Annotated in this window: 7 protein-coding genes and 1 pseudogene; 1 reads left to right on the top strand and 7 read right to left on the bottom strand. The window is 38.4% G+C overall.

All coding sequences use genetic code 11. The annotated features are described in order from the left end of the window. Window positions 1-80 precede the first annotated feature (80 nt). Entirely contained in the window at window positions 81-224 is a 144-nt protein-coding gene (locus tag H1P_RS36925) for a hypothetical protein (protein ID WP_186376284.1), read from the bottom strand. 39 nt (window positions 225-263) lie between these two features. Continuing rightward, window positions 264-407, bottom strand: a complete 144-nt coding sequence (locus tag H1P_RS36920; RefSeq protein ID WP_186376283.1) for a hypothetical protein — start codon at window positions 405-407, stop codon at window positions 264-266. Window positions 408-462: 55 nt separating this feature from the next. On the opposite strand from H1P_RS36920, the gene H1P_RS32520 reads away from it, so the two are divergent. Further along, on the top strand, window positions 463-858 hold the full coding sequence (locus H1P_RS32520) for a hypothetical protein (protein WP_144875501.1): 396 nt from the start codon (window positions 463-465) through the stop codon (window positions 856-858). Between the two features lie 60 nt (window positions 859-918). On the opposite strand, the gene H1P_RS36915 is transcribed toward H1P_RS32520, so the two are convergent. The 5 genes and pseudogenes from H1P_RS36915 to H1P_RS32500 form a co-directional block, all read right to left on the bottom strand. Then, on the bottom strand, window positions 919-1089 hold the full coding sequence (locus tag H1P_RS36915; protein ID WP_186376282.1) for a hypothetical protein: 171 nt from the start codon (window positions 1087-1089) through the stop codon (window positions 919-921). 2 nt (window positions 1090-1091) lie between these two features. Further along, entirely contained in the window at window positions 1092-1352 is a 261-nt protein-coding gene (locus H1P_RS32515; RefSeq protein ID WP_144875499.1) for a Txe/YoeB family addiction module toxin, read from the bottom strand. Further along, complete coding sequence (locus H1P_RS32510) at window positions 1345-1635, bottom strand: type II toxin-antitoxin system Phd/YefM family antitoxin (protein WP_144875497.1); 291 nt, start codon at window positions 1633-1635, stop codon at window positions 1345-1347. Before H1P_RS32510 ends, H1P_RS32515 begins: the two co-directional genes overlap by 8 nt. 245 nt (window positions 1636-1880) lie before the next feature. Further along, a pseudogene (locus H1P_RS32505) lies at window positions 1881-2355 on the bottom strand (GNAT family N-acetyltransferase). Between the two features lie 161 nt (window positions 2356-2516). Continuing rightward, window positions 2517-2723, bottom strand: coding sequence for a hypothetical protein (locus H1P_RS32500; protein ID WP_144875495.1), 207 nt, complete (start codon window positions 2721-2723; stop codon window positions 2517-2519). Window positions 2724-2799: the final 76 nt, after the last annotated feature.

The following is a 2799-nucleotide window of genomic DNA, read 5'->3' as shown; positions in this document are numbered from 1 at the left end:
TGACCTGTTTCAAAGAGTCTGACAAGAAGCTTCCATAATAATACTTTTGTTCTGTAAGCGAAGTCAAAACTTGGCTTAATTTAAGCTGCGTTTGTTACCCAAAATACCCCGTTTTTGAACAACGCCGCAATATCTTCTATTTTAGGACTCCATCCTTTACTTGTATTTTTTTCTTCAAGTCCATACCAAGCAGGTATACTATCTGGCAGTGTTGCATTTGTCATAGTTAATATGCCGAACCAAGTTTGGCTGATTGAGTTTATTTAGATTTGAAACCTTTTTGTTACCAGTAATTGAGCAAGAAGGTTTTTCTTGATCTGTTCGCTAGTATTTTCATTATTGGCTAGTATACCTAAAAGCCACTGTTTCACTTCTTCTTTTCTCTCTAAACTCAATACTGGAATCATCTTTCTTCTCCCCTTCCACAAACCAAAAAACCCACGATAACCATTATCATTATTATTGGCAAAATCACGGGCAAAGACAGAAGCAATTATGACTGACGGTAGTAGAAGAATCAGAAGAAGAAGAATCACTTCCTCTGAAAATCCCACAGAAGAAGCAAGAACGTTTTCACCCCCCACCGCAGATCGCCGAAGAATCAGAAGAACCAGCACCTCCTCAGAGAATCCTCCAGAAAAAGAAACACCTCCACTTCCCTCAGCCATCACAGAATCTCCATTCTCAGAAGAAAATAAGAAGAACTCTTCCATCATCACGGGCATTGACCAAATCCGCGCTGAACTCATAGACGATCAACGTTTTTCTCTAGTTGAATCTGAATACTGTGACGAAACCCACGATTGGGGTGAAGGAGCGTCCGATGAGTACTGGCATTTTCTCGGACAATATGAATAGTTTTTCTGTACTGATTATAAAGTTGAGATTCCTGAGTTAAATAATAAGTCAATTTAGAGTCTAATAGAGATGAAGCGATCGCTCTTTTGTAGTAAACTCGATCAAACAATTGTGATTGTTACTGGTCGTTCCTTGAAGAATTACCGAAGTAGTCGAATTGCCAATTGTAGCCAGCAAGGAATTGTTAGTAATGCTATCGATTAGTTCTTCGCCCGTTGTCAATTCAAGCATTCTCAATAATGGTATCTACATTGCAAAAAAACAATTTTGTGATCACTCACTTGATAGACCAGCCGATGCTCTTGATTGATTCTTCTCGACCACCTAGAGCCAGGAAAATATTTCAGATGTTCTGGTTTGCCAATACCCGTAAAGGGATCGGCAATAGTCGCCTCCACCAAATTTAAAATGCGGTCACTAATTTTTTTGTCTTTTCTAAACCACCAGCGTAAATCATCTCTAAACTGACGGTCAAAAACAACAGCTCTACTCAATAGCTATCTCCTCGATCAGTTGCTCGATAGTTTGAGATTCCACTTCAGTTTTTTCTAAAGCATCCGCTCTTTCCATTGCAGCAAAGAGTTTTTGAGCGTTAGCTGGCGAGCGCAATAAATAAAGCGTTTCCATCATGGTCGATAATTCCGAAGCAGCCAACATAGCAACATCTTCTTTTCCAGTTCGACTAACAATTAAAATTTCTCTATTGTCGATAACTTCATCCAGCATCATTGCTAGATTTTGTCGCAGGTTTGTGTAGTTTGTTTGTTTTGATAGCATGGCAAGTACTTAAATCTGTACTTAGTATAGCAGCTACCAAACTTCAGTCTCATGGATTTTGGGTCGTTTAACAAAGGTGTTGAAATAGAGATTATTGACAAGAAAAATTTAGTGTTAAAAAATTTTGTAAGGCTCGACATATGGAATTAGATTTTCAATATTTGAAGATTATTGATCGCCAAAAATTTGGGGCAACACTACCGTTTTTCGCCTGTTAGTTGATTTTTGCCGAAGTTTCTAAAAGCTCATTTGTTAACCGAATGAGATTCTGGGTAACGCATCAAAACCACGGGTAAACGAAAAACAGTTTTGACCACTTGAGATAGACCAAACTTGAACTTAAGCCCTGGGGGTAACTCTTGCCAAGTAACTACCTCAAACCCATAATGGGAGTAAAAATCAGCCAATTTTTCGCCTAAACATTCCAAATATAAAGGTTTAGTAGCTTGTTTAATTAAATGAAGAGTAAGATAACCACCAATACCTTGTCCGCGCTGTTGTGGCACAACTACTAAACTACCTAATTCTTGAGCAGCAGTAAAATTGCGTAACTGTCCACAGGCAATCGTTTTTTTTTTCTTGTTCAATCAACCAAAACTGTTGCCAACGTAACTGAGTAAAATCGAGGTAAGCAGACAAAACTAATCTACGAATCGTCCCAATATCCCGCTCCGTAGCTCGACGCACAATACAACCAGAAGGTAAACAGCGATCGCTCATAAATGCCCCAACTATCTTCCCAATCCAATAATCATCTTAAACTATAGTTATTAGCTTACAAAATTACAAAAACTTTTCTCGCCACTTAGCGGTATAGTCATTTCAAATAAGAAACATATGAAATAATGAAAGTGAGATTCAAAGCAAGATCAATTAAATGACTAGACTTGCATCTCTCGTTCCTTTCTTCGTCCCGTGACTAAATTAGCGGAAGTGGCACAGCAAAGCCCACAGCACGATCGCTGTCCTGTACTACATCCTCTTTCTAGTTTGGATATATCACCGTCTTTATTTCTATCAAACCCTTTGGACTCGTTTCCTGGTTCTGTCGCAAAAAGTTGAGAAAGACAGAATAACCCTGTGGTCATCTAATTTTTTAAACAGTAATCCCAAAGAGCGACTCGACAAATTTTTTTTGTCCCAAAACATCATTTTTAGCAACTC

The sequence above is a fragment of the Hyella patelloides LEGE 07179 genome, from assembly GCF_900659865.1.
In the GTDB taxonomy this organism is placed as follows: domain Bacteria; phylum Cyanobacteriota; class Cyanobacteriia; order Cyanobacteriales; family Xenococcaceae; genus Hyella; species Hyella patelloides.
Note: the sequence above shows the minus strand (reverse complement) of the source record. Positions and strands in the feature narration are given on the sequence as shown.